This is a genomic window from Pelagibius sp. Alg239-R121 (genome assembly GCF_947331435.1).
Lineage (GTDB): Bacteria > Pseudomonadota > Alphaproteobacteria > Kiloniellales > Kiloniellaceae > Denitrobaculum.
Genome location: NZ_CAMZOF010000006.1, coordinates 410,327 through 434,920, shown reverse-complemented (window position 1 = coordinate 434,920; position 24,594 = coordinate 410,327). Strand labels below are relative to the sequence as shown.

Genomic DNA, 24,594 nt, shown 5'->3' with positions numbered 1-24,594 from the left:
TCAATATAAATGCTAGGGCGGGGTGGTTTCGGCCGGCAGACAAAAGCCGCACCGGAAAGCAGGAATGGGAATTCCGGCAGTCTATGACTGACCGACCCGCAACTCTTCAATAGTGTCTCAGCGGTGAGATTTTTTCCGAGAAATTGAGTTAGAAAAGCGGTTATTGGCTTTGCCGTTCGACTTGGCCCAAGTCGTGAACTGTCTGGCCAATCGCTTTGGCCGCATCGGCGAGTTTTCGAACAAATCTATCTGTCGATGGAAATCTCCGGTGTTTTTGAAGCCTCGGCCCGAAACCACTCAAGCACCGGTGATAAGCGATCCGGCGCGCTCCGGTCGTCCCGGAACTCCAGCGTGTAAGCTGCATTGCGATGTTTGTATGCGGGCCCAACACGGCACAATCTTCCAGCAGCAATCTGGTCTGCCACCAGGTGATGCCATCCGAGCGCGATTCCTTCACCATCAATCGCCGCCTGAATCATGAAGTGATAGTTTGAAAAGCGATAAGCATCCGGCGCCTGGACATATGAACAGCCAAAATGGCTGAACCAATTTTCCCAGCTGACGTAATCGCTGTCTCGCTCGACATAGTTCAAGAGTGGCGCCTGCGACAATTGCGAAGGATTGCTATCTCCCGAGTTTATCCCGGGGTGTTGAGCCAGAAATGCGGCGGAACACACAGGATATGTGACCTCGTCAAACAGGGCCAGGCGGGGCCAGTCCGTCCAGCCGCGAGTGCGCCAACTGATGACCAAGTCGATCTCATCAAGGTCCACATCCTCCAGCCAGTAAGATACGACCAGATGGATGGGAGCTTGATTGGTGGCGCGTCTCAGGCTGGAAAAGCGCGGTAACAGCCACCCATGAGCAAAACTATGTGTACAGGCCAGCGTCAGACCTAGCTGCTTTTGCGTGATCGACACCTGCCGGGCTGCAGCGTCGATATGCGACAGTCCCAATTCGATGGCATCTGCCAGTGCACGTCCCTCACGAGTCAGTGTGAGCTGGTTATGCTGTCGCGTGAAGAGAGTCACGCCCAGATCAGCCTCGAGATTGGCAATATGACGGCTGACAGTGGGCTGGCTTAATCCAAGCTCATCACCTGCACGGGTAAAGCTGCCATTGCGCGCCGCGGCTTCGAGAACCGGTAGGGTGGTGAGCAAATGACGAACGCGATGAAACCGGGATGGCATACGCTCACGCTATGCAACCGATAGAAAAACAGCAAGTTTATATGACAGCTCTCTTTGCTTAAGCTTTCAGCAGATCCACATATGCGCGGACGAGCAAATGCGACCCAATATGACTTCCCTCAAGGTAACGCCATTGACCGATACTTTTGGGGTTATGGTGCACGACCTAAATCTGTCAAAGATCGCGGAGGACAAGGAGTATCCGGTACTCCGGGCGTTATTTGAAGAGCATTCAGCCCTTCTGTTTCGTGATCAGGAGCTGTCGGCAGAAGATCATCTGCGCCTGGCCAGAATGTTCGGCCCAATTGAAGACCGCATGGCCGACAGCCGTAAGCCCGGCGAAGAGCTTGGGGTCTCGCCAGTCAGCAATCAAATCGCGGACGGCCGCGTAACCGGCGAAATGGACATGCATACGCTGCATCTGAAGGCGAATCAGTTGTGGCATATTGATTCCACATTCATGCCCACTCCGTCGCTGTGCAATATTCTGGCAGCCAAAGTTGTCACGGAAACCGGCGGAGAAACCGAACTGGCCTCGAGCCGCGCCGCCTGGGCCGGCATGCCCGAAGCTTTGAGGGAATGTATCCGGGGCAAAATTTTGGGCCACAATTATAGGCGCTCGCGCGAATTGATTTCGCCAAAACTTGCGCAACAATCAATGTTCAACAAGTGGCCGCCACAGCGCTGGCCCGCTGTTTGGGCCAATCCCGTGAATGGCAAAGAAGCACTGTATATCGCCTCGCATGTGTATCAGGTGGAAGGCATGGTTCAGTCAGAGGGCAAAAGCCTGATCGAAGAGTTGATGGCCTTTTGCACACAGCCGCAGTTCACCTATTCCCACAAATGGAAAGTTGGCGATGTTTTGCTCTGGGATCAGCGTGCGACATTGCATCGGGGAACACCCTGGCCCTACGACCAGCCGCGCACACTGGCCAGCGTCTGCTGTTCATTGCAAGGCACCGACGGCCTGGATGCCGCGCGCACGGCATTGGTAAATCTCCAGGTGTAGTTTTTTGGATCAGAGCAGAACCGGTGCCTTCGGTTAGATTGATGCCGCCTCGAAATGGCGGACAACCGCAAATAAAAGTGGAAGCTCGTAAAGAGCTAACAAAACACAACCAATGACTGGTGAATAGCAAATCTTTGCAACCAAAAAATATCCTAAAAACACACTAAAGCTCTTGTCGTGTCAGGAGATTACTGAAGTAGTCGTTCGGCTTAATGAATTAAGAATACAATTCTTCCTATGGTTGTTATGAACTAGAGCCATCTGTATTTCTCTGGTTGATATAAATAGGACCTAGCAACCGTTGATTAAAGTTTCTATACTTCGGTCAAACAGGCGGTTGGTACATCGGCGATGCGTAAAGAAAGTTTTTTGATCACCAATGACGGTAAGCGCTGTCCAGTGGTGGGTCACGGTGCCCGGCAGTCGGACGAAGAGGCGCCTACTGAATTTGATGCTATCCATCACGCGGTTCGGGAAAAAGGCTGGATCGGCGTTGATTACTCTGTGTCGCGGGCAGAAATCAAACTGACCTTCCGCGCCATGGAGATGGCTGATGAGGCGGTCACAGCGGTCTGTGCACTGCTGCTGATCCCGAAACTCAAGACAGTTGTCCTCAAATACGAGTTCCACGGTTGGCATGACGAGCGGCTCACGGATGGTGCGTCAGCAAGCATGCGTATCATGGAGATCGCGCAGTCCGCGGAGCAGCTTCGGCGGAAATATGAGTTTTTCGCCTCCGCGAAGGATCCTTACATCCTCTTTAGCGAAAGGGGTGCCGAGGCACGCCGGCTGAGTAACCTGCTGAAGGTCTGGCGTGAGTCGATGGGTGTCTTTAACGCGACGACCATCCCTTTGCTCAGAGAATTCGGGCTTCTGTCCCGGACCCTGCTGATTGAACCAGCCAACAAGAACGACAGCGGAAAGTTCACCTTCATCGGGAACGACTTTACCGTTTACGGAACGGCCTGGCCCCATGAGGGCATCGGATTGCCGGTCGAACAGCAGTTCGATTCCGGTTATGGCGCCTGGGTCGCGAAGGCGCTTGCCGTGATGCGGCAGACGGGATTGCCGCAATACGAGCATATCGATGCGCGGATACGGCGTCCGACCGGGGAAAACCGGCGCAGCCGATATAAATGCCTGCGCACCTTCTGGCGAGACGAAAACAACCATCCAATTCTGATGACGAATTCCCTCATCAGTGCGAACGTGGACATTCCTCTGCTACCCGTGCAGAGTTCGGTCGTCTAAAAGAAATCCAGTGAGTGTCGAAGTGCGGCTGCGCGAACAATCGCCGGGCCAGGGCTTCGTCCAATCCTGATCGCCTTTGGGCTGTGTCGGTTCCAGGATGTGCGACCTAAAATGAGAAACGATAGCGAGTGTGGTGTTGGCACTGCATTCAAATGAGGATTCCGTGCGCGTGCCTGAAAAATCGATACTCGTTTTGCCCGGAGACGGCATTGGTCCCGAGATTGCCAGGGCCACCAGCGAAGTTGTTAAGGCAAGCGCCGAAGTATTCGGATTAGACCTTTCACTTCACTCAATGAATATAGGTTTTACCGCACTTGCTGATCACGGAACGACCCTTCCTCAATCCGTGATTGACGCTGCCCAGGAAGCGGACGGCGTAATTCTTGGACCGGTATCCCACAATGCCTACCCGCCGCTGGCCGAAGGAGGCGTGAATCCCTCCGGGATCTTGCGCACCGCATTGGATCTCTTTGCGAACATTCGCCCGGCGCGCAGCCGTCCGGGAGTCCCGACGCCCATTGCAAACCCAATCGATCTGATCATCGTACGCGAAAACCTCGAAGGTTTTTATGCGGATCGGAATATGCACCTGGGCCCTGGCGAGTTCATGCCCACGCCAGATACGGCACTTGCCATACGCCGGGTCACGGTGACGGCCTCGCGACGCATTGCGGAGCAGGCTTTCTCGATCGCCGCCCAGCGTCCAGGCCAACGCGTAGCCGCCATACACAAAGCCAACGTCATGCGGGTATCGGACGGCCTGTTTCTGAGGGAAGTACGGCGGGTCGCCGAGAATTACCCGGAAATAGCCTACGAAGAAATTCTTGTGGACGCGGCGGCGGCTCTGCTGGTCCGTGATCCCTCGCGATTTGACGTGATCGTCACCACCAACATGTTCGGCGATATCCTGTCTGATCTCGCCTCGGAGCTCTCTGGCGGGCTGGGGCTCGCGGCATCTCTTAATGCCGGTCCGACGCACGCCGCTGCTCAGGCCCAACATGGATCGGCCCCAGACCTGGCAGGCAAGGACAGCGCCAACCCCGTCTCGCTGATAGGCTCGGCGGCCATGCTGCTGGATCACTTAGGCTTCAATGACGCTGCGAGTGCGATAGAGACCGCTTGCGAGGCAGCGCTGGCGGATCCGGCTTCGCGAACCGCAGACCTCGGCGGAGCCTTGGGAACCTCCGCTTTTGCCAAGCTGATCGCAGACAGAATTAAAGAAGGTCATTCCTGAGCAAGGTTTGAACGGCGCCAATACTCGTTGTCGCGTAGGACTTGACCATCGCTGGACCGATAAATCAGAGAGACGGTTTACTGCAGGGCCTGGAAAAGATGCTCCCGGACCGTTCTGTCAAAAGCAATATTTCTAGCGGTTCGACTCGCGCCATTGACGCAGCACCGCCTCGCGCTCCCGTTGGGCAAGGGTTACTTCCCCAGTGCTGTCGGCATCAGGGTTGAAGAAGGCGGCGATCGCCGTCTCTCCGATATCCTGGCCGGACGCCTCCTCAACCACGGAATCCACAAGAGACGACGCGAATCCCAGAATACCGCCAAAGAGAGTCCCGCCGGCAATTCGGGCCGCAGGCTTTATTTCGTCGTCTGTGACGTCGCGGTAAATGGCTGCGACCACGGGAATATGCTGCAGGGGATTAACGACATCGACGAGATCCCAGACTTCACCCTCGAACTGTCTGGTCTCGTGATCTTCCTCATGCTCGCGTCCAAACCTGCGGCGCACTTTTGTGGCGCGTGACGGCCGCACCTGCTGGTCGGCTTCCACGGCAGCAAGGACCGCTACGCGATCGGCGGCAGGCATATCGTTCCGGGTTACGTCCACCTCTTTCATATGCGTCGACAGGAGCGAGAGAGGGGCCGGGGCGGGTGCTCCAGTTGCGGCTCCGGCAGGAACCTGAGCCAGGTCATTTTTTTGATTCCTCTGCCGACCAATCTCTTCGTCTTTGGGAAGCGAGGCCAACAAGAGGCGGGCAGGGTACCGGCGATCGGAACCGTCATTCGTTTCGGTTTCGTAACGGATTGTGGTTCCCGTAGAGGCGTGCCTCGAGTCTCCAGGGACAACGCCCGCCTCAATCTGCTCCACTCTGTCGGCAGCTGCCGGCGATACGCTGACCGATTTCCCAAGCGATGCTTTGGACCCGTTGTGCGGAACACCTGTCTTTAGTTCATCGCTCTTCAATTCATCGGCCTTCGAAGACCCAGACCCCAGGGTCTCCGACTCAAAAACCTCGAGTTCCTTCGGTTCCGATTCCAAAGCCTCGACCTCAAGATCATCAGCCCTAAAGCCTCCATGCGGCAGATCGGCAACCTGCAGCTGCTGCTTTGACGGGGTTGACGGCGCTTCCAAGGCTTCCCGTTCAATCTGAACCATTTTGAAACCTGACCCGAGGATCCTAGGCCCCTCGGCCGAGAGAGTCTGCTGTGTGGGGGACGGGAAGGTGATCGGGGCCGCCTTTGCTGCCGGCGCCGCAGTCACCTGAATGGAACCAGGGGCAGTTTCAACATCGGCCAGCTTGGCTGGGCCTTGGACATGGGCCGGGGCCGGTACAGGGGCCGGGGAAGAGGCGTCAATCGCCTTCGGACCGTTCCGGGTCTCAGGCGCCGCCTCGAGCTCCTGGGCTTCAAGATTCTGGGCTTCAAGATTCTGGGCTTCGAGATTCTGGGCTTCGAGATTCTGGGTTTCGATCCGCTGGACTGATTCTGCTGCAGCCACCTTCACCGGTTCTTTTGGTGTTTCAGGGGAAGTGACGGAGGACGTCACATGGGAAGCCGCAGGTGTTTGACGGTCTTCCTTCCGGACAATCTCTGCCCTCTGGACCACCTCTGCCTTCTGAACGACCTCTGCACCGGCACCGCGCGATACGTAAGAAGAACTCTGCGCGGGCCTGCCGATCGTGTAGTAAGCCAAATAACCGCTATCGGTCCCGGCGAATAACGAATCCTCGGCACGACGCGCGGGGGTCGGTTCTACAGTTGATTTTTTCTCAAGGGCTGCAATCGGCTCCGGTTGGGGTATTGCTGGTTGGGGAGGCGGTGACTGGACTGGCGCCGACTTCGCGGCAACCTCTTTCACCGCGACGGTTTCGATTGGGCTGTCGGTTCCGGCAGCGGGAACCTGAGCGAGGGGCTCATGTCCGAGCCGCCCCGGAGAGCGCGGCTGGGGACTCTGCAGCGGACTGGATTGCGGTGCGACCGTGGGAATCGCTTCAGAGGGGGAAACGTTGAGCGGCGATGCGGGAGCCGGCTGAACCTGATGCCGAGGACCGATTGCGGGCGTGGTCACCGTATTGTCGAGCCGGCGTGACAGCGTCATGTTCTTCAGCAGAGCATGATTGTTGGGCGCCAATTCGAGCCCGATCTTGTAGTGGGCTTGGGCGCCGACATGATCACCCAGATTGTCCAGCACCACTCCAATCGCGTTGTACAGGCGATGATCACGGGTGTTGAGTTCACGGGCCACTTCAAACTGCTCGATCGCAAGTTCGAACTGGTTACGCGCCAGGAAAACCTTACCCAGGCCGTAGTGGGCCTCGACATTGTCAGGCTCCAGATCGATTACCATGCCGTAGGCGCGTCCGGCCTGAGCCAGCGCACCCTGTTGCTGAAGCATATCACCGAGCAACAGCAATGGGACCGGGTTGTCCGGATCTTCCACATGCGCTTTTTCGCACAGGCCGATCGCAAGCCGGGTATCGTTGTTCGTGGAGAGCTTCTCGCAGATCGCCAGGATCCTTGCGGAACCCACCTGCTGTCCTGCCGCGCCGGTTTCAGGTTCAACCGGTACGCTCGTGCAAGCGCCAAGCAGCAGCAACGCTGCGCCGGTGAGGAAAATCTTTGACGCAGTCGTGATCGGAAGTCGTGGGCCCATGATGATCGCCTCTGCCAACCTCTAAGGTTATGAAAGTGGGGACAATTATGGACCTGCTTCATTAATGTGCGATTACTGGATGGCTTTTTAGACTTATCGCCTCTCAACCTATGATCGAGCAGGTCGAAGCCAGCCCGGATGGCAGCGACGGCGACGGCTCTTTTGGCCGCTGCAGCCCTCGTTGTCGCGCAATTTAAAGAGATAAAGAACGGCCGATAATATATTGAAAAAATGAACGATTCTTCCAACGTTAAAATCGCTTCAGTCACGAATGGAACGACAAACGCAATCCGTTTCAGAGGCGGCAATTCTTACGGCTAAGAATTCTTTTCTGCATCCATCACGGCGGCGGCAGCCTCACCGAAGATGCGTCCTTCCAGAGAAAGTTCCAGAAAACGCACGTAATCTTCCTGATTTACGATTTTTTCCCGCGCCACTTTGATCACCTCGAACGGTGAGGTCGCATCCAGATCGTAGGTCCGGATGAGCCCGATCATTTCCTGACTCACCTGCTCGAGATGCGCCTGAAGTTCCGGTAGCGATTTTCCGTCGATCATTCCGCCAGTGTTCATAAGGGGCCGTCGCGTGTCATAAGAAGCTCATGTGGATGGAAACCCTTTCGATCCCGGCTTGTGTTTTAACCGGATCAGAAGGCGGGTCGCTGCAGTTCCCTTCAGCAGACAAGCTGCTAGGCATAAAGGGTTGCAGCTGCGCTTACAAGGCATGAGGCGAAGCGCGACAGGACGCCGATTCATATAGCTTTGGTTCAATGGATAAAAAGACCTGAACAACTCATCAGGCCAGAAGTGAGTTAATCTCCATAAGTCATTAATATTTCACGTGAAACATTTGGTATTGATCAATATTTTGGGGGCTGCGAAGAGAATCGTCATAGATGTTGTGTTTTGCTTTTAAATAAATGCTTAAGGTTAACTTCTTATTAATTACATGAGCTGAGAAACTTATCGCGATCGAACATTTATAGATTTTGAACTATCTATTATATTCAATCGGTTGCAACGATTTCATAAAGCACAAACAAACCTAATCGGGGAATCCGCTTGATTCTTGCCAAGTCGTCTTCGCGTCCCCGCGGTGAGTGTAAGCCACACTTCGAGAGATTGGCGCGAAAAACAATTTATTGAACACCACCTGTACGTGAACAATTTCTTGATACTCAGCCACAAAAGGTCCAAGCTTCCTACACTCAAAGAGATCTCGGCGGGCATTACGATCTTTAGGCTGAAGCGTGCGGTAAACCCAGCCGTATTTCTCAGACGAGGGCCATGACACGAGAACCACTTTTGCAAGTTTCCCAGAGGGACAAAGTCGCGACACGACACTGGGAACGTGAACGCAGGGACGCCCTTTACAGTTATTGGAAGCGAAAAAGAGGTGCGCGGGCCTTTCCTTCAAGGGCCGACATTGATCCCACGGAAATGCCCACGCTTTTGCCGAACATCATTCTTGTAGATGTTACGAGCAGAACGCCACCGCAATTCAGGTTCCGTCTCGTCGGAACCGCGATCGTTCAGCTCTATGGTGTCGACTTTACCGGCCGCTATCTCGATGAAATAGAAACGGGCGGTATGCAGGCAATCATCCGCCGTGGCTATGAACAGACCGTATCCCGCGCCGAACCCTGCTTTCAGGAAGGCGAGGTGCGCTACCAGAACCGGTTTCAAATCCACTACCTACGCGCCATCCTGCCGCTTGGCCAAAATGACCGCAGGGTCGATATGTTGCTGGCAGGCGTGTTTTTTTGCTGGCCTGATGTCAGACACGTGCCGGACCTTTGAGGGCTGCGGCGAGCGTTGGCCACAAAATCGGAGTCTGCAGTGCAAGCGCCCGGAATCCCAAACCCAGAGTCCCGGTAGGGCGGGGTGACAGAACCAACAGTGAACCAGATGCCATCGCAAAGCGTCGGCGGATAGGTTCGCGCTTATCACATTATGGCGGATGGGGTGGGATTCGAACCCACGAGACGCTCGCACGCCTGCCGGTTTTCAAGACCGGTGCCTTCAACCGCTCGGCCACCCATCCATTGCGCCTACCGATGCCGGTTTTGTACCGCCTCGGCCTCAATTTCGTCCGCCTCCGCCGGAGGCGCTGCGGCACGGGCAACCTTCTAACGCTTTTGCCAGGGCCGCGTCCAGCGAAGATGCGAAATGTTTAGCGTTGCGCCATTTGGTCTGCGGAATGGGCGTCGTTCCTGCTTTGAATAATGCCTCTGCGTGCTGCAAGCGCCGTGTTCTCCACCCTGATGCGCCAGAACAGCATTGCGCCATTTAGCACCGAAAACAGCAGGGCGATGTGCCAGGCGCCGAAGCAAAGCGGCAGCAAGGCGATTTCCAGGATCACCACCAGATAGTTGGGATGACGCAGAAAGCGATAGGGCCCCTTTCGGATCAGGGGGGCGTCCGGGAGGGTAATGATCCTGGTCGTCCAAAAGCGGCCAAGGCTTATCAGCACCCAGATTCTCAACACCTGAACGGCGACGAACAACAGCAGCAACAGGCTATTCGGAAGAGTCTCCGCCGGAACGAAAACCGCCAGACTCGCCAGCCAGGCGGCATGGAGAACAACAATCAGAGGATAATGTCCGGCACCGGCTTCCAGTGCGCCTCGGGCCAGAAGCCGACGTGTATTGCGACGGGCGTAGAGCAGTTCGCCCAATCGTGCGAGCGCAACGGCTGCCAAGATTATCCAAAAGACGGACATCAGCTCTCAAGCACCTGGAATGCCGCGGAAAATCCCGGCCCCAGCGAAGACATCAGCATTTTACCGGCTGTACCCGCCTGTTCAGTTTGCCGCTTCAAGGCCCGTTCCAACACGAACATCACCGTCGCCGCAGACATGTTGCCATAGTTCCGCAGCACATCACGCGCGTCGCTCATGGCACCGTCCGGCAATCCCAGCACCGCTTCCAGTGCCGCCAGAACCTTGGTTCCACCCGGATGGCAGACAAAGTCGTCAAGTTCCGACCTTTTCAGGCCATTGCGGCGTAGGAAACCGTCGAGCGCCGGGCCAAAGCGCTCACCGATGATGCCCGGAATATCCTTAGAAAACAGGACACCGAAGCCGTCGTTCTCAATATGCCACCCCATGACATCAAGAGAATCAGGCCAGGTATATTCGCCCGCCGCCGTCAAAGCGGGCTGGATGTGAGTGCTTGCGGGTGACGGGCTGGTGCCAACCAGGGCGGCGGCCGCACCGTCGCCGAACAAGGCGGCCGCAATGACGTTGCTCTTGGAGAGATCATCGGGTCGGAAGGTGAGGGCACAGAGTTCGACCACCAGCAATAGCACCTTCTTGCCCGGCATCGCCGACGCAAAAGAACCAGCCCGGGACAAACCAAGAACACCGCCCGCACACCCCAGGCCAAAAACCGGGAGACGCATGGCGTCCCGTCGAAAAGCAAGCCGGTCCATGAGAAGAGCGTCCAGGCTGGGCGTCGCAATTCCTGTGGTCGAGACGGTGATGATCGCATCGACCTCATCAACCACGGTCCCGGCCTGCTCGAGGCAATTGGACGCCGCCTCTGCCAAGAGGTCTACAGCGCTGTCAACGTAGATACTATTGCGCTGCTTCCAATCCGCTGCGTTGCGGTACCACTCCAGTGGCACGCAGGAATGCCGCGTTTCGATACCGGCATGCGCAAAAACCGGCATCAACCGGTCGATGTCACGCGCGCGGTGTGCAAAGAGTTCCCGCGCCTGTGCGGCAACCTCGGTCTGATTGAGGACAAATGGCGGAACGGCTGTCGCAAGCGACAGCAATCGTGGAAAATCTGTCATATTTAAGAAACACCTAACCCTGCAGTCCTATTCGGTGATGTGGACCGGATTAGGGGTAATTAAAGCCTCACTATCTGAAGTGGGGCAGCTGCAGACCGGAACTTTTTTGTCGGGGAGAGCGCTCAATGCGTGAAACCGCGTTAGGCCGCCACGACTCTGCGCAAGGCTGGCCATGATGGCAAAAACGGCGCAACGCCCGGATTACAGAGGTTTTCTTCGCGAATGCGATCACTGAACGCTCAAATGGAAACGGCTAGCTGCTGATGCGCTTGACCATCTCGGTAATCTCGACACAGAGCCGCTCTTCCTTGATCATCACTTCTCCGCGAGCCACCATCTGGTCGTTGATGCTGATGTCAATGGTATCGCCGATCGACTTGTCGAGCTCGACCACGGCACCGCGGCCCATCTTCAGAAGCTGACTGACCGGCATCAAGGCCGTGCCCAGTATCGCCGACGCCTCAAGCGAAACACCGTGTATCGCCGGCACGTCGGGAAGGTCTGCCGCACTGGCATCGCCGCCTGCCGCGTCCCAGGCATCGTCTTCGGCAATGTCATCACCCATGGACGCAGCCCATTCGGCGGCGACGGCATCGTCGTCGATTGCGTCCTCTCCCGAGTTTTCAGTATCGTCAGCAGCTGACTCGTTCGCTTCTTCCGAATCCGCATCCGGTGCGACGTCGTCTTCGTCTGCCATCATTCACTCCTGGGTATAGAACGCTGTTGTATCTGCTAGGTTTCTGCTTCAGGCAAACATCACTGAAGGCCTCTGCAGCATTAAAAGGCGGCAAAGTATAAATATTTGTTAACCATGCGGGGAAAATGACGCGGATCTGATGCGTTCGTCGGGCGATTTATGCCCAAGTCTGTTCCATCAGGAACGATCGGCATTTTTTAAGGTGGACCGGCTCTCGGTCCTAGCAACTGGGTGATTGCGCGAGCCTACGCAGATTCACCAGCCTCCATCGAATCGAAATAGCGGGCAACCGTTACCCGGTCTTCGCGGCGCATCTCGACGAAGGCACCGGCGACGTCGCCGCTTTCCGCGTCGGCGCGCACGATGATCGCTTTACAGGAAAAGGCCAGAGGGCCGGAAGAAAGCGTAATGGAAAAATCTATGTCGATCCGCGCGTTCTCTTCGAATTCGATCTTGCAACCGGTCACGCCGAAGCCGCTGGAGCTCCAGTCCTTAAGAGGAAAGGAGTCGCCTTGGATTACGACGGTACCGGTAACCTCGAGTTCTCGGAGTTCACGGCGCCGTTGCGGAGGTTCACCGTTTTCGGCAGCCTCCGACTGTGGTTCCTCAGAGGAAGATTCAGGGGCTGGCGAAATCTCAGCGCCTTGCACATCTTCAGATTCAGCCGCATCAATTTCACCGGGCAACGCAGCTTCCTCGGTTACATTCTCAGTCATGGTCGGCTCCAAAAGCTGCCTGATATTTAGCCAGAGACCACAAAATTTCCGTTAACTTGGTATTATTGCCAAGGCTTTAGTCTGCATACTTCTAAAATTCAAACCAAAACGTATGCGTGATGTCCAAATCCTTTCTACCTTCAATGGTTGTTTTGATTCTTTCACTGACTTGGACCTGGTCCGCGGAAGCTGAAATTTCAGTCACACATCCCCGCCACTACGCAACGCCGCCCAAGCGCGTCACCACGAAACCAGCCGCGGTTCCCCACGGCAAGGTACGCCTCCCGCCCATAAAACCGGGTGTTCTGCTTCGTAGTGACGACACACTCGGAACCGGGAACTGGAATCTCGATCAGGTCCTGAGTGAATATTGCCGGGAAGGCAAATTCGTCCAAAAGCGCGATCGCCGATACACCGCCGTGCTGAACGGCCGTACCTACGGGGCAGCGACGTCATCACGCGCAACACTCTATGATCCGCGCGGTGTCGCGGCACCCGATACCGTCTATGTGTTTCGCAGCCAGGGGACGTCCCGCTGTCGAGTCTATCATCGAGGACAGCTGCAGCCGCCTGCAGGCTAAAAACTGATTCACGTTCGCGATCGCTTCGCTAAAGATCGCACTCGCTCCGGCAAACCCACGATAGGTCGATTGCGTGACTTACCCCGCTGTGGCAGAAGAACCAAGCACAGCTGTGACCAGAGGATTCCCAATGACATTCGGATTCGGAAGGGCTCTCACCAAACTCCCTTCACTTCGTGCAGGCTTGACTTCAAGGCTGCTGGGCAGCGCGTTCCTCGGATTGTCTCTTCTGCCTCTGGCAGGTCTGCAGACCGTCGGCACAAGTGCGCAGGCCCAAACGCAAACACAAGATCAGGCACCCGCAACAGATCAGAACTTTTCAGTCTGGCTCGCCGCACTCAAGCAGGAAGCACTGTCTAAGGGCATATCCCAAGGCGTGCTCGACAGTGCTCTTAAAGAAGTCGAGCCCCTGGCCAGAGTCATCGAGCTGGATCGCAGGCAGCCTGAATTCACGCTTACCTTCTGGACCTACCTGAATCGCGCCGTCAACGAAAAGCGGGTCGAAAAAGCCCGGGGCCTGATGGCGAAGCATGCATCGCTCTTGGCCAAAACGGAGAAAAAGTACGGCGTCCAAGCGCGTTTTCTCGTGTCCTTCTGGGGTCTGGAGAGCAACTTCGGGTCACATACCGGTGGCTTTTCCGTCATCACAGCCCTGACCACACTTGCTTACGATGAACGCCGAAGCGCCTTTTTCCGTGCCCAGCTACTGGATGCGCTGAAGATCATCGACAGCGGCGACATCGCTCCTGCGCAGATGAGCGGATCCTGGGCGGGTGCCATGGGACAGGTGCAATTCATTCCCTCGACATTCCGCGGCCATGCCGTCGATGCTGACGGTGATGGACGCCGCGATCTCTGGAACAGCCACCCTGATATCTTCGCTTCTGCGGCCAACTTCCTGAGCAACCTCGGCTGGGACGACAGCGAAACCTGGGGCAGGGAAGTCAGACTGCCATCCAACTTCGATCTAGAGCTGGTTGGTTTTGAACACAAAAAGCCGATCGGCGATTGGCAGAAAATGGGCGTGCGCCGTGCCGACGGCCGCGACCTTCCGAGTGCCGCAATTGAAGGCTCGCTCGTGCTGCCATCCGGACATAAAGGCCCGGCATTCCTGGTTTACGGCAATTTCCGCGCAACCTTAAAGTGGAACAACTCGATCCTCTATGCGATCGCCGTCGGGCATCTGGCGGACAGAATTGCCGGCAAAGGCAAGCTGCTGACCGAAGCGCCGGAAAATGAAACGCCATTGCGCCGGAGTGAAATTGAAGAAATTCAAGCACTTCTGAACCGACTTGGACATGATGTGGGCAAACCGGATGGTGTCGCGGGACGGCAGACCAGAGCCGGCATCAAAGCCTTTCAGCGTAAATCTGAGATGCCTGCCGACGGTTATCCCGACAGTGACCTTCTGAAACGCTTGCGCTCTGCCGCGGCCAGTGGATAGGGGCTTCGTCTCCGGCACCGCGGGAGTGAGATTCCACCATCATTTGCTGGGAAAAAGCACAGCGTTGCTGTTGTCACTGAGAGTAAGTAGACTACCAAATCTATAGTTAACATCGTTCAGGTGCACAACATAATGCTCAGTCGGCGTGTATCGGCCTGGATCGCTGTTGCTGTTGCGGGGTTATTTCTCACCTCCTGTGCGGAGTTGGAATTGGCCTCTCATACGGCAAAGCAGGTCAAGGTACCGGGAACTTCTGCCCCGAAGAAATCTTCAGGGTCTTACAAAATCGGTAAGCCCTACGAAGTCCGTGGCATCTGGTATTACCCCAAGGTCGATTATGCCTATAAAGAGTCGGGGATCGCATCATGGTACGGGCCAGGGTTCCACGGCCGGAAAACCGCAAATGGCGAGATTTACGACCAGTTCGACCTGACCGCCGCCCACCGCACGCTTCCGCTGCCAAGCATGGTACGCGTGACCAATCTGGGGAACGGACGCTCGATCACGGTGCGGATTAATGATCGGGGCCCCTTCGCAAACAATCGAATTATTGACCTCTCGCGGCGGTCCGCAGAGTTGTTGGGTTTTAGAATTCAAGGCACAGCCAAGGTGAAGGTCGAGGTCTTGGAGGAAGAGAGCCGTCAACTCGCGGCCCTTGCCCAACGGGGCGGGGGAACACAGTTGGCACAGCCCTCCACACGGGTCGATCAGGTCGCGACCGAGCCGACCTCGCTCTCCGTTAAAGCGGCCCCTACAGTCTCCGTAACCGGAGAATCCCTCTCGGCGCCCGATGGCGTTCCCTCAGTGGCGGCGGCCCAGCCCGCACCGGCAACAAAGGCAGCGCCCGCCGCACGTAGGACAATCTCGGCGCCGGAACCCGACGGGGTTGTCACCCAGACGCCGGTTATTAAAAGCAACATCTTCGTTCAGGCCGGCTCCTTCGTCCGGGTTGCCAACGCCGAACGTCTTCGGGCGCGGTTGTCGTCCCTTGGTAAGACTCAAATCGCGACCGCACAGGTGGGCAACGAGCAGTACTTCAGGGTGCGGCTTGGCCCCATGGTGTCGGTTACGGAAGCGGACAGACTATTGACGACTTTGCACGGGAATGGATTCAGCGACGCGCGAGTCGTTGTTGAATGAGCAGATATGACCGCACATCGAAGGTGCAGCCACAAGATCTTGCGGTCTGGCGCCTGGCCTCAATTTCTCCAAAATCCCATGGGAGCTTCGTCAACTGAACGTGCGTCAGACGGCTAGCCCTTTTCGGTGCAACCCGCTAAGTTTGGTTAACGCAATGTGAAGAAACATCGGGCAGGCTAGATGCATTGGCATTCACGCCAATGAATTCCGCCAGCTGGATTCGACCACGACACCAAAGGATCTCAATTTAAGATGCCACAAAGACATCTTCGCAACTTCACACTTGGTCTGGCACTGGCCGGTGGTCTCACGGCCCTGTGGGCATCGCCTTCGCGCGCAATCGAAACTCAGGCGCGCGAAGCTTACATGATCGATGTCACGACTGGTGCCGTCCTTCTGCAGAAAAACGCCGAACAATCCATGCCGCCGGCTTCCATGAGCAAGATCATGACCTCAGTCATCGTGTTCGAACGCCTGAAGGATGGGCGGCTGTCGCTGGAGGAAACTCTCCCGGTCAGCGAAAAGGCCTGGAAAAAGGGCGGCTCAAAGATGTTCGTCAAGGTCGGCGATCAAATCAGCGTTGAGAACCTTTTACAGGGCGTGATCGTGCAATCAGGCAATGATGCCTGCATCGTTCTGGCAGAAGGACTGTCAGGCAGCGAAGATGCATTTGCAGAGACCATGACGGAAAAAGCGCGGGAAATCGGCATGACCGGCAGCACCTTCGCCAATGCGACGGGCTGGCCCGACCCCAACCACCGCATGACTGCCAAGGATCTGGCGACCCTTGCGCAGTACGTGATCACCGAATACCCGGAATACTACCACTACTACTCGCAGACCGATTTTACCTGGTCCGACATCAAACAAAGCAACCGTAACCCTCTGCTTTACATGAATATCGGCGCAGACGGTTTAAAGACCGGACATACCGAGGAAGCCGGCTACGGCTTGACCTCGTCCGCCGTACGGGACGACCGCCGCCTGATCCTGGTGATCAACGGCCTGCCGAGCAACCGGTCACGCAGCGAAGAGTCGGCCCGGCTCATTCAGTGGGGCTTTCGCGAGTTCGACAACTACAAGCTCTTCTCAGCCGGTGAAACCGTCGAGGATGCCCCCGTCTGGCTCGGCGAAGAGGTCACAGTCCCGCTCATTGCCGCAGATGACGTTTTGGTAACACTGCCGCGTAAGTCGCGCGACGCGATGAAGGTCACGGTCTTATATGAAGGACCGATCCCTGCACCGATTGCCGAAGGGACACAGATCGGCAGCCTTCGCGTGGAAGCTCCGGACTTCGACCCCTTCGAAGTGCCGCTGGTCACTGGGGCGGCTGTCGGACAGCTTGGCGGATTCGGCAAGATCGCGGCTGGTGTCAAACACCTGATATTCGGATCGCCTTAACGTGCGATTGCGCTCTGCTTCTCGGGAGCAGAGTCCGATCGTTACTTCTTGAATCAAAATGAAAGAGGGGCTGATTTACGCTTTTCACCCGAACAGTGAAAAACGATCAGTCCCTAAGCCGGCAGGCGGTTGACGCAGACTGGGGCGAACGGCAAGGTCATTTCATGCTTCGCGGTAAATTCATTACATTCGAAGGCGGCGAGGGGGCGGGCAAGACAACGCAGATCAAGCGTCTTGCCCAATGGCTGACAGCGCAGGGCCGGCAGGTCACCACGACACGCGAACCTGGGGGGAGTGCCGGAGCGGAGCAGATCCGGTCACTTCTGGTCAATGGACCGGCAGACCGCTGGTCGGCAAGCACCGAGGCGCTCCTGCATTTTGCCGCGCGCCGCGATCATCTTGAAAAGACGGTGATACCGGCGTTGGAAGCCGGACACTGGGTCCTGTGCGATCGTTTCGTCGATTCGACCATGGCCTATCAGGGTTATGGACATCAGCTCGGCCGGGAAATCATCGAACAGCTTCAAACCATTGTTGTTGCTGATTTTCTACCTGATTTTACCGTGATCATGGATATCGACCCTGCGAGTGGCCTCGGCCGTGCCGGTGAACGGGCGGGCGGCGAAGATCGCTATGAATCCATGGCCCTGGAATTCCATCAACGGCTTCGCGCAGGTTTCCTGGATATTGCCGCCCGTGACCCCGAACGTTGTGCTGTGATCGATGCAGACGGCGCCATCGACGACATTGCGGTCCAGATCCGGGAACTCGCCGCACAGCGCCTTTCGCTGGATCAGACGTAATGGCAAAGGCAGCAGTTGAGATTGAAACCACGGCCCCTCGGGAAAATGCCGATCTTCTAGGTCATGGTGCCGCTGAGAAAAGACTTCTAACTGCCTACGAATCGGGACGTTTACCCCACGCCTGGCTGATGACCGGACCACGCGGCGTCGGCAAGGCGACACTTGCATTTCGCTTCGCCCGCTTTGTGCTCAATGGCGGCACTTCCGCCCCCGGACTGTTCGGCGGATCACCGGATGGGCTTTCACTGGATCCCGGCAACGAAGTCTTTCGAAGGGTCGCGTCCGGCGGCCATGGCGATCTCATGACCGTGGAGCGGGGTGTCGACCAGAAAGGCAAGGTCCGCTCCGTAATTCCGGTCGAGGACGCCCGCAACGTAGTGTCCTTTCTGCGCAGGACCTCCACGGAAGGCGGCTGGCGGATCGTGATCGTCGACTCAATCGATGACATGAACATCAACGCAACCAATGCCTTACTGAAGATTTTGGAGGAACCACCGAAAGATGTCCTCCTACTGCTCATCAGCCACCAACCGGCGCGCCTGCTGCCGACAATCCACTCGCGCTGCTGCCATCTTCCACTGACGCCGCTGGGAGAGGAGAGTTTGTTGACACTGCTTCAGCAGCACCGGCCCAAACTCGACCCGCTTGAGGCGCAGGCTCTGGCCCGTCTGTCGGAAGGCAGCATTGGTCGCGCACTACAGTTGGACGCAATCGGCGGTCTGGAACTTTACAAGGCCTTGATGGATATCGTCGCTCACATACCAGGTATGGACATCGTCAAGGTGCAGGCTTTTAGCGACCGGCTGGCACAGGACAGTGGTGGTGATACCTTCCGGACCGGCATGGAGCTGCTGCTCTGGTGGCTGGCCAGGATGATCAACGGCGGTGCGCGGCAGCAACTGCCACCCCCTGTGGTCGCGGGTGAGACTGACATTATGGAGAGCCTTTTGGCCCGGCGCCCTCTTGCGCAGTGGCTCACGCTGTGGGACAAGACCTCGGCCCTGTACAACTCCGCGGATCGTGCGAACCTCGACCGCAAACATGTTGTGATCAGTGTCTTTTCCGAGATTGAGGCCCTAACGTCTTAAGATAATGAGACGTCCAAGAGCCTGATAGAATTTTGCAGGCGCAGGTGTGACGGACGAAGTCGTCTTTTGATCGCCCGCGAGGAGAGTGGAATGTCCGGGCAGAAAACGCCTTACTACATCACGACGCCAATCTATTACGTGAACGATGTTCCGCACATTGGTCACGCCTATACCACCCTGGCATGCGATGTTTTGGCGCGCTTCATGCGTTTGGACGGCCGCGACGTGAAGTTTCTGACCGGCACCGACGAACATGGCCAGAAAGTTGAGAAATCCGCCCAGGCGGCCGGCATCGATCCGCAAGCCTTCACCGACCGGGTCTCACAGAACTTCCGAAATCTCTCACCGGCGCTGAATTTCAGCAACGACGACTTCATCCGTACCACCGAGGAACGCCACAAGGTCGCCTGTCAGGCTCTTTGGAAGCGTCTGTTGGACGCCGGCGAGATCTATCTAGGCAGCTACTCCGGCTGGTACGCAGTCCGGGACGAGGCCTTCTATACGGAAAGCGAGCTGACAAAGCAGCCGGATGGCACAAGGATCGCTACCGCCAGCGGCGCCGAGGTCGAGTGGGTTGAAGAGCCTTCCTACTTTTTCCGTCTGTCGGCCTGGCAGGACCGACTGTTGGCCTTTTATGAGGCAAACCCGGATTTCATCGCCCCGGACACCCGCCGCAACGAGGTGATCAGCTTCGTAAAGGGCGGCCTGAAGGACCTTTCCGTCAGCCGCACAACCTTCTCCTGGGGTATTCCGGTTCCAGACGATGCAGATCACATCATGTATGTCTGGCTGGATGCCCTGACCAACTACATCACTGCAGCCGGTTATCCTGACGTAGAAAGCGCTGACTATTCAAACTATTGGCCAGCCGACCTTCACATGGTGGGCAAGGATATCCTTCGCTTTCATGCCGTCTACTGGCCGGCCTTTCTGATGGCCGCGGATCTGCCCGCACCCAAGAGGGTATTCGCCCACGGCTGGTGGACGAACGAGGGGCAGAAAATCTCCAAATCGCTGGGCAACGTCATCGACCCGTTGCAACTGGTCGAAACCTATGGGCTGGATCCGGTGCGTTACTTCCTCCTGCGTGAAGTGCCTTTCGGAAACGATGGTGATCTTTCAAAGCGGGCCATCGTCGGGCGCATGAATGGGGATTTGACCAACGATCTCGGGAACTTGGCGCAACGGGTTCTCTCGATGATCGCGAAGAACTGCAACAACGCGGTGCCGTCCCCCGGCGCCTTTCAGCCGGTGGACGAAGCTCTGCTGGCGCTGTCCGAAGTTCTGCCGCAGCGCCTGCGCGAGGAATACGGCCAGCAGGCCTTTAACAAGGCGTTGGAAGCCACCTGGGATGTCATTGCTGCCGCCAACCGCTATGTCGACGATCAGGCCCCCTGGGCTCTGAAGAAGACAGACCCGGAGCGGATGAGCACTGTTCTCTACGTCCTGGCCGAAACGGTCCGGCGCCTGGCAATCCTGACCCAGCCGGTGATGCCCGATTCCATGGCCAAAATGCTCGATCAGCTCTCTGTGGCAGCGGACGCACGTGGTTTCGAGGCACTCGCAACTCCACTCGCATCCGGTTCTCCGGTGCCTAAACCGCAAGGCATCTTTCCTCGCTTCGTCGAAGAAGACGCGGAAAGCGCATAGCCGCGGGATCAGAAATATGCTGATAGATTCCCATTGCCATCTCGATTACCTGCAGCGTGACGGCGACATTGACGAAGTCGTTGCGCGGGCAGGGCGTGCCGGTGTCGGCGCGATGGTCACCATCTGCACCAAGATGAGTGAATTCCCGATTGTGCTTGAGATCGCAGAGCGTTACCCGAATGTCTTCTGTTCCGTCGGCGTGCATCCGCACGAAGCGGGAGAAGAGGGACAGGAGACGCCGGACCGCCTGATCGAGTTGGCCCAGCATCCCAAGGTCGTCGGCATCGGCGAGACCGGGCTCGACTACTATTACGAACATTCACCGCGGGAGCAGCAGCAGATCAGCTTTCGGGCACACATTACCGCTGCACGCGAAACCGGCCTGCCGCTAATCGTGCATGCCCGCGATGCGGATGACGATACGGTCGCGATCCTTCAGGACGAATACAGCAAAGGCGCCTATCCGGCTGTTATTCATTGCTTTACCGCCGGACCTGAACTTGCCCAGGCGTCCCTGGACATGGGTTTCTACATCTCGCTCGCCGGCGTCGTGACGTTCAAGAATGCGGAGAGTCTGCGCGATACAGTCAGACAGGTTCCCCTCGAACGGCTGCTGGTCGAGACCGACTCGCCCTATCTCGCGCCGGTGCCAAAACGCGGCAAGAAGAACGAACCCGCATTTGTCGTGCACACCGCAGAAAAATTGTCGGAAATCAAAGAGGTATCGAACGATCTTCTGATCGAAACAACAACGGCGAATTTCAAGACGCTGTTCTCACGGGCCGGCGCCGCCCTGGACGAACCCGGGTTCGACGCTGCCTCATGAAGGTGACGGTTCTGGGTTGCGGCGGATCGGGTGGCGTGCCCCTGGCCGGCGGTGTCGTCGGCGGCACCTGGGGAGCCTGCGATCCCAATAATCCCAAGAACCGCCGTCGCCGGGTATCGATTCTGGTGGAAGAACAGGGCACCCAGGTCCTGGTCGATACCTCGCCCGACTTGAGGGTTCAGTTGATCGATGCCGAGATCACGCGCCTGGATGCGGTCATCTACACGCATGATCACGCCGACCACAGCCACGGCGTCGACGAATTGCGCTATCTGGCCTATGCCAACAAGGGTCCGATCGATACCTATATGGATGAGAAAACCCGCGAGTCTCTGACCCGGCGCTTTGATTACATCTTCAGCTCGAGCTGTGACAAATCCAGCCTCTATCGCCCTCTTTTGAACGACTGTCTGATCGTGGGGAACTTCGAGGTTGGCCCGATTCCGGTTCAGCCTTTCGTGCAGCAACATGGTCCAACCACCAGTCTGGGCTTCCGTTTTCGCGATATTGCCTACTCGACCGACGCTTCATCCCTGAACGAGACCGCCTTTGAGGCCTTGGAGGGCATCAAGGTCTGGATCGTCGATTGCCTGCGCGACGAGCCGCACCCGACCCATTCACACTTCGAGCAGACCCTGGAATGGATCGAACGGGTGAAGCCCGAACGCGCAATCCTGACCCACCTGAATCACCAGATCGACTACGAAGATCTCAAGTCCCGCTGTCCAGCGGGGGTGGAACCGGGCTATGACGGGCTGACGATCGAAATCTAGCAAAGTCAATTGCTTGTCTGGTCCGGTCCAAGTCCGCGTAACGCAACCTCTGCAAAGAGCCCATAACTATCCTATCCGGCTCAATAACTCCCGTAACTGATCTCGTTCCTCCTGACTCAGCGCGCCGAGCATCCGTTCCTCCGTCTGCACATGTGAGGCGACGAGTTCATCCGCCAGCCTAAAGCCTTCTTCCGACAGCACGATCTTAAGTCCTCGACGGTCGCCCGGATCGGTTTGTCGCTTGATCAGGCCGCGTTTCTCCAGGCGATCCAGGCGGTTGGTCATGGCGGACGTCGAGAGCATCATATCCTTGGCCAGCGCGGAAGGGGAGAGCGCCTCATCTCGGCCCTGACGGCGCAAGGTGAGCAGCACATCGAAGCCGGCGATATCGAGGCCGCTGGCCGAAAGATTGCCCGTCACCCCCTGACGGAGCCGTTCGCCCGCCCGCCAAACATCGCCGCAGATTGCCATAACCGCTGAATCGAGATCCGGTCGCTCGCGCTGCCACTGAGCGAGGATGGCATCCATCGACGCACCCAGCGCCTGATTCATCGCCTGTACCTGGACTCCGTCCTGGGTCTGATCCCGTTGCGGCTCATCTTTCTGCTGCTTCACGTCTTGACTCATCTCTCCAATGATCTTAAATGTATTTCGACGTCGAAATACTTTATATCAAATTATTCGACGCAAGATTATCAAAAGTTTGCCGATACCGCAACTTTACGGTCATCAGACCGACCCGCCCCGGAAGCAATCGTATTCCGGCAACGCTGCCCCTTTGCGGAGAGAGACGACCATGACACATCGCAAAACCGATCTTCCCATTGATCCTATATTTTTGAAACGCTGGTCACCCAGAGCGTTCGACAGCAGCCCAATGCCTGAACCCGACCTTCTGACATTAATCGAAGCGGCGCGCTGGGCACCTTCGGCTTTCAACGTTCAGCCCTGGCGTTTTCTCTACGCGTTGAGGGGCGATGCCCAATGGCAAAACTTTCTGGAGTTACTGGACTCCTTCAACATCGGATGGGCTCAAAACGCTTCGGCACTGGTTTTCCTGCTATCCGACCGCCTGATGTTCGCCGATGAGCCAGGCAAGGCCAAGCCATCGCGCTGCCATAGTTTCGACGCCGGCGCCGCCTGGGCGCAGCTCGCCCTGCAGGCAACACGGATGGGCTATCAGGCGCACGGCATGGCAGGCATCGATTATGACCTTTCACGCATTCGCTTACAGGTTCCCGAGCGTTACCGCATCGAAATCGCGATTGCCGTTGGCCGCCGCGCCGACGCAGCCGCGCTGCCGGCCGAACTGCAGGAACGCGAGTTTCCCAGCCCGCGCCGTCCCATTGACGAACTGGCCTTTGCAGGCGGCTTTCCCCGGCAAACCGGAAACAGTCACTGATCGGGAGTAAAGCAATGACTGGCTCAAGACATATCCTGCTGATCATGACGCTCTTGGCGCCCTGCCTCTGGGGGACAACCTACATCGTCTTTACCGAGTTTTTACCGGACAGCCATCCTTTGCTGGCGGGGGCGCTGCGGGCACTCCCGGCCGGGATCGTCTTGATGCTGCTGGGGCCGGGGCTTCCGCCGCGTGACAAGCTGCTGCCATTAACAATCCTCGGGTTGGCCAACATCGGACTCTTCTTCGGATTGCTGTTCATCAGCGCAGCAAACCTACCCGGTGGCGTGGCTGCCACACTGATGTCCGCCCAACCCCTTATCGTAGCGATGCTGGCCTGGCCGCTGTTAATGCAGCAGCCCCGTCCTGGCCAGATTACAGCCGCGATCGCCGGATTGATCGGTGTCGGCCTTCTGGTCTTGGATCCCTCCGCACAGCTGAATCTGGTTGGCGTTTTCGCTGCGCTCGCGGCAGCGGTATCGATGGCAACGGGCACGGTGCTGATTGAACGCTGGGGCAAGCTGGGAACACCGCTCGCTCTTGCAGCCTGGCAACTGTTCCTCGGCGGTCTGGTGCTGACGCCTGTGGCGCTCGCCATCGAAGGTCTGCCGCCCATGCCGACGGCGAAGAATCTTGGTGGATTCCTCTATCTGATTCTACCAGGTACTGCTCTGGCTTACTGGTTGTGGGTGCGCGGCATTACGCGACTTGGGGCAGGGGTCACCTTTTTATCACTGCTCAGTCCACTCGTAGCAACGCTGCTCGGCGCCGACTGGCTCGGCGAGTGGTTCACAGAGGTTCAGTTCGCCGGAATCCTGGTGATTTTCGCTTCGACCATCGCAGGTATGCGGCTGTCCCGACGCAGGGCCGCACCGCCGAATCATAGTTCAGCAGACCACGTACTCAGCCCCAAGCCGGCTCTGTAGCGCAATTAATGCCTCGC

At 57.1% G+C, this 24,594-nt stretch carries 23 protein-coding genes and 1 tRNA gene; 15 read left to right on the top strand and 9 right to left on the bottom strand.

Annotated features, from left to right (window positions below; all coding sequences use genetic code 11):
• Positions 1-245: 245 nt before the first annotated feature.
• Complete coding sequence (locus QMZ18_RS21070; RefSeq protein ID WP_282608318.1) at positions 246-1,190, bottom strand: LysR family transcriptional regulator; 945 nt, start codon at positions 1,188-1,190, stop codon at positions 246-248.
• A gap of 109 nt (positions 1,191-1,299) precedes the next feature.
• Here QMZ18_RS21070 and QMZ18_RS21065 point away from each other — a divergent pair, with 109 nt between their 5' ends.
• The 3 genes from QMZ18_RS21065 (at position 1,300) to QMZ18_RS21055 (ending at position 4,684) form a co-directional block, all read left to right on the top strand.
• Positions 1,300-2,199 carry a TauD/TfdA family dioxygenase gene (locus QMZ18_RS21065; protein ID WP_282608317.1) on the top strand — a complete coding sequence of 300 codons (900 nt, stop codon included), beginning with the start codon at positions 1,300-1,302 and terminating at the stop codon, positions 2,197-2,199.
• Positions 2,200-2,550: 351 nt separating this feature from the next.
• Positions 2,551-3,450, top strand: coding sequence for a hypothetical protein (locus tag QMZ18_RS21060; protein ID WP_282608316.1), 900 nt, complete (start codon positions 2,551-2,553; stop codon positions 3,448-3,450).
• Positions 3,451-3,619: 169 nt separating this feature from the next.
• A complete protein-coding gene (locus tag QMZ18_RS21055) occupies positions 3,620-4,684 on the top strand; it encodes an isocitrate/isopropylmalate dehydrogenase family protein (protein ID WP_282608315.1) in 1,065 nt (354 codons plus the stop codon).
• A 132-nt stretch (positions 4,685-4,816) separates the two neighbouring features.
• Here the strand turns inward: QMZ18_RS21055 and QMZ18_RS21050 are convergent, their stop codons facing one another.
• Both QMZ18_RS21050 and QMZ18_RS21045 read right to left on the bottom strand, forming a co-directional pair.
• A complete protein-coding gene (locus QMZ18_RS21050) occupies positions 4,817-7,333 on the bottom strand; it encodes a tetratricopeptide repeat protein (protein WP_282608314.1) in 2,517 nt (838 codons plus the stop codon).
• Between the two features lie 317 nt (positions 7,334-7,650).
• On the bottom strand, positions 7,651-7,890 hold the full coding sequence (locus tag QMZ18_RS21045) for a hypothetical protein (RefSeq protein WP_282608313.1): 240 nt from the start codon (positions 7,888-7,890) through the stop codon (positions 7,651-7,653).
• Between the two features lie 729 nt (positions 7,891-8,619).
• On the opposite strand from QMZ18_RS21045, the gene QMZ18_RS21040 reads away from it, so the two are divergent.
• Positions 8,620-9,132, top strand: coding sequence for a PAS domain-containing protein (locus QMZ18_RS21040; RefSeq protein WP_282608312.1), 513 nt, complete (start codon positions 8,620-8,622; stop codon positions 9,130-9,132).
• Between the two features lie 154 nt (positions 9,133-9,286).
• Here QMZ18_RS21040 and QMZ18_RS21035 read toward each other — a convergent pair.
• The 5 genes from QMZ18_RS21035 to QMZ18_RS21015 form a co-directional block, all read right to left on the bottom strand.
• Positions 9,287-9,376: transfer RNA gene (locus QMZ18_RS21035), tRNA-Ser, on the bottom strand.
• A gap of 129 nt (positions 9,377-9,505) precedes the next feature.
• Positions 9,506-10,054, bottom strand: coding sequence for an isoprenylcysteine carboxyl methyltransferase family protein (locus QMZ18_RS21030; protein ID WP_282608311.1), 549 nt, complete (start codon positions 10,052-10,054; stop codon positions 9,506-9,508).
• Entirely contained in the window at positions 10,054-11,130 is a 1,077-nt protein-coding gene (locus QMZ18_RS21025) for a type III polyketide synthase (protein WP_282608310.1), read from the bottom strand. The genes QMZ18_RS21030 and QMZ18_RS21025 overlap by 1 nt, the downstream gene beginning before the upstream one ends.
• 253 nt (positions 11,131-11,383) lie before the next feature.
• Positions 11,384-11,827 (bottom strand): FliM/FliN family flagellar motor switch protein, encoded by a 444-nt coding sequence (locus QMZ18_RS21020; protein WP_282608309.1) that lies wholly within the window; start codon positions 11,825-11,827, stop codon positions 11,384-11,386.
• Between the two features lie 245 nt (positions 11,828-12,072).
• Positions 12,073-12,543 (bottom strand): PilZ domain-containing protein, encoded by a 471-nt coding sequence (locus QMZ18_RS21015; RefSeq protein WP_282608308.1) that lies wholly within the window; start codon positions 12,541-12,543, stop codon positions 12,073-12,075.
• A 119-nt stretch (positions 12,544-12,662) separates the two neighbouring features.
• Between QMZ18_RS21015 and QMZ18_RS21010 the strand changes: the two genes are divergently transcribed.
• The 9 genes from QMZ18_RS21010 to QMZ18_RS20970 all read left to right on the top strand — a co-directional run bounded on the left by QMZ18_RS21010 (position 12,663) and on the right by QMZ18_RS20970 (position 22,249).
• Positions 12,663-13,124, top strand: a complete 462-nt coding sequence (locus QMZ18_RS21010) for a hypothetical protein (protein ID WP_282608307.1) — start codon at positions 12,663-12,665, stop codon at positions 13,122-13,124.
• 130 nt (positions 13,125-13,254) lie between these two features.
• Positions 13,255-14,568 carry a lytic murein transglycosylase gene (locus QMZ18_RS21005; protein ID WP_282608306.1) on the top strand — a complete coding sequence of 438 codons (1,314 nt, stop codon included), beginning with the start codon at positions 13,255-13,257 and terminating at the stop codon, positions 14,566-14,568.
• Between the two features lie 132 nt (positions 14,569-14,700).
• Positions 14,701-15,708: a septal ring lytic transglycosylase RlpA family protein gene (locus tag QMZ18_RS21000; RefSeq protein ID WP_282608305.1), complete on the top strand. Its 1,008-nt coding sequence runs from the start codon at positions 14,701-14,703 to the stop codon at positions 15,706-15,708.
• Between the two features lie 252 nt (positions 15,709-15,960).
• Positions 15,961-17,109 carry a D-alanyl-D-alanine carboxypeptidase family protein gene (locus QMZ18_RS20995; RefSeq protein ID WP_282608304.1) on the top strand — a complete coding sequence of 383 codons (1,149 nt, stop codon included), beginning with the start codon at positions 15,961-15,963 and terminating at the stop codon, positions 17,107-17,109.
• A gap of 164 nt (positions 17,110-17,273) precedes the next feature.
• On the top strand, positions 17,274-17,912 hold the full coding sequence (gene tmk / locus QMZ18_RS20990; protein ID WP_282608303.1) for a dTMP kinase: 639 nt from the start codon (positions 17,274-17,276) through the stop codon (positions 17,910-17,912).
• Positions 17,912-19,000, top strand: coding sequence for a DNA polymerase III subunit delta' (locus QMZ18_RS20985; RefSeq protein WP_282608302.1), 1,089 nt, complete (start codon positions 17,912-17,914; stop codon positions 18,998-19,000). The genes tmk and QMZ18_RS20985 overlap by 1 nt, the downstream gene beginning before the upstream one ends.
• Before the next feature lie 90 nt (positions 19,001-19,090).
• Positions 19,091-20,650: a methionine--tRNA ligase gene (gene metG, locus QMZ18_RS20980; RefSeq protein ID WP_282608301.1), complete on the top strand. Its 1,560-nt coding sequence runs from the start codon at positions 19,091-19,093 to the stop codon at positions 20,648-20,650.
• A 16-nt stretch (positions 20,651-20,666) separates the two neighbouring features.
• The gene (locus tag QMZ18_RS20975; RefSeq protein ID WP_282608300.1) at positions 20,667-21,476 is read left to right on the top strand and encodes a TatD family hydrolase; all 810 of its coding nucleotides are present in this window, start codon (positions 20,667-20,669) and stop codon (positions 21,474-21,476) included.
• The gene (locus QMZ18_RS20970) at positions 21,473-22,249 is read left to right on the top strand and encodes an MBL fold metallo-hydrolase (RefSeq protein WP_282608299.1); all 777 of its coding nucleotides are present in this window, start codon (positions 21,473-21,475) and stop codon (positions 22,247-22,249) included. The genes QMZ18_RS20975 and QMZ18_RS20970 overlap by 4 nt, the downstream gene beginning before the upstream one ends.
• A 66-nt stretch (positions 22,250-22,315) precedes the next feature.
• On the opposite strand, the gene QMZ18_RS20965 is transcribed toward QMZ18_RS20970, so the two are convergent.
• A complete protein-coding gene (locus QMZ18_RS20965; RefSeq protein ID WP_282608298.1) occupies positions 22,316-22,864 on the bottom strand; it encodes a MarR family winged helix-turn-helix transcriptional regulator in 549 nt (182 codons plus the stop codon).
• Positions 22,865-23,045: 181 nt separating this feature from the next.
• On the opposite strand from QMZ18_RS20965, the gene QMZ18_RS20960 reads away from it, so the two are divergent.
• On the top strand, positions 23,046-23,651 hold the full coding sequence (locus tag QMZ18_RS20960; protein WP_282608297.1) for a nitroreductase family protein: 606 nt from the start codon (positions 23,046-23,048) through the stop codon (positions 23,649-23,651).
• Positions 23,652-23,665: 14 nt separating this feature from the next.
• Positions 23,666-24,577: an EamA family transporter gene (locus tag QMZ18_RS20955; RefSeq protein WP_282608296.1), complete on the top strand. Its 912-nt coding sequence runs from the start codon at positions 23,666-23,668 to the stop codon at positions 24,575-24,577.
• The last annotated feature ends 17 nt before the right edge of the window (positions 24,578-24,594 follow it).